This is a genomic window from Microcoleus sp. (genome assembly GCF_049646505.1).
Lineage (GTDB): Bacteria > Cyanobacteriota > Cyanobacteriia > Cyanobacteriales > Microcoleaceae > Microcoleus.
On record NZ_JBARVX010000139.1, the window covers coordinates 1 to 2058 of the forward strand.

General features: G+C 44.6%; 2 protein-coding genes. Both read left to right on the top strand.

Annotated features, from left to right (window positions below; all coding sequences use genetic code 11):
• A partial coding sequence (locus tag WBA89_RS07880; protein ID WP_424405377.1) for a chemotaxis protein CheW occupies positions 1-1311 on the top strand: 1311 nt, incomplete at its 5' end.
• 23 nt (positions 1312-1334) lie between these two features.
• The gene (locus tag WBA89_RS07885) at positions 1335-1769 is read left to right on the top strand and encodes a chemotaxis protein CheW (protein WP_424405379.1); all 435 of its coding nucleotides are present in this window, start codon (positions 1335-1337) and stop codon (positions 1767-1769) included.
• The last annotated feature ends 289 nt before the right edge of the window (positions 1770-2058 follow it).

The window sequence follows — 2058 nt, forward strand, 5'->3', positions numbered from 1 at the left end:
AAACTGCTGCTGCGAGCCTATCACGAAAGCGGTCAAGTAAACATTGAAATCTCCGATGACGGCGGGGGAATCGACCCGGAGCGGATTAGAAATAAAGCCGTGCAAAAAGGAATATTTTCTGCTGTTGACGCGGCAAAACTGAGCGATCGCGAAGCACTAAATTTGATTTTTCTGCCCAGTTTCTCCACAGCCGAAAAAATCACCAACATCTCCGGCAGGGGAGTGGGAATGGACGTGGTGCAGACAAATATTGAAAAAATCAGCGGCACGATCGACGTTCACAGTCAAGTAGACAAAGGCACGACTTTTAAGCTCAAAATTCCTTTAACCTTGGCGATTATTCCAACATTAATTATTACTACAGGAGGCGACCGCTACGCAATTCCTCAAGTCAACTTGTTAGAATTGATGCGCTTGGAAGGAGAACAAATAAAAAACATCGAAATGTTTCACGGAACGCCCGTTTATCGGTTGCGGGGGCGACTGCTGCCGCTGATTTATTTGAACCAGGAATTGCAGTTAGAAACAAAAATTGTAGAAAATGGCAAAAAATCCCAATTCGACATAGATGAGGCTTTGAATATTGTAGTAGTGCAAGCTACAGACAAACCTTTTGGATTGGTGGTGGATGCCATCAACGACACCCAAGAAATTGTGGTTAAACCTTTAGGAAAACAACTAAAATCTCTAGCTTGTTTTGCGGGAGCAACTATCATGGGCGACGGTAAAGTTGCTTTGATTTTGGACGTGCACGGGATTGCTCAGCAAACCCACATGACGGAAGCTCAAGAAAAGGCTATTTTAGCTGATGAAAACAGCCGGCGCGAATCTTCAGAACCCCCGCAGCAGTTGTTAGTGTTTCAGGGCCCAGACAGTCGGCGGATGGCGATTCACCTATCGCGAGTTTGCCGCTTGGAAGAGTTTCCCGGCCATCTTTTGGAGCGAGTCGGAAAGCAGCAAGTGGTGCAGTACCGCAACCAAATTATGCCGGTGATTTATTTGTCGGCGGTGTTTGGTAGCGGTGGCGGTGCGGCGAATTCGGCCAACGGTCTTGGCGGGCGATCGCGCGCTGCAGATGATAAACTGCCGTTAGTCGTGGTGTCGATCGGCTCAGAACACCAAGTCGGTTTAGTAGTCGATCGCATCGTGGATATTGTAGAACAGTCGATCGACATCAAAGGTGCAGCTACTCAAGCAGGAATTTCATATTGTGCCGTGATTCAGGGTCAAGTTACCGAAATTCTCGATGTCGATGCAGTAATTAGCAACAATTTATTCGGAGTTCAGCAGATGTTGGCAAACGCAAGGTAATGCCATTAAAGGAATCATTAAAAATGCCTGAACCAACTCTAATTTGTACCTTTTTTGTTGACAGCCTATTTTTGGGCATAGAAGTTGAAAAAGTGCAAGAAATCATCCGCTATCAGGAGATGACCAGAGTCCCGCTAGCACCCGCATTAGTGGGCGGATTAATCAATTTAAGGGGGCAAATTGTCACGGCGATTGATTTGCGGAGGCGATTGGATTTGTGCGATCGACCAGTCGAAAAATTGCCTTTAAATGTGATAGTAAGAACCGGGGATGAAACAGTCAGTTTGTTGGTCGATGATATTGGAGATGTCTTAGAAGTATCTCAAGCAGATTTTGAAACTCCTCCAGATACTTTTACAAACAAAATACGCCCGCTAATTCGAGGAGCATACAAGCTACAAAGGCAGTTATTGCTGTTTTTAGATGTTGACAAAGTTGTAGATTTCAGCAGTCATTAGTCATTGGTCATTAGTCATTAGTCATTGGTCATTAGTCATTAGTCAGTAGTCAGTAGTCATTAGTCATTAGTCATTAGTCAGTAGTCATTAGTCATTAGTCATTAGTCATTAGTCTCTGCTCGCGAACCTTAGTTATTAGTGCGCTCTTAAGTTCTCGCTAACAGTAGTCATTAGTCAGGGATGCACGAATAACTGTTTTTCCCTCTTCCTTCTGTCAACTGTCAACTCTTCCTTCTTCCCTCTTCCTTCTTCCCTCTTCCTGATGACTAATGACTGATGACTGATGACT

Excerpts from the sequence above, each read along its gene's own strand:
- WBA89_RS07885 (WP_424405379.1), top strand. The coding sequence starts at position 1,335 with ATGCCTGAACCAACTCTAATTTGTACCTTTTTTGTTGACAGCCTATTT.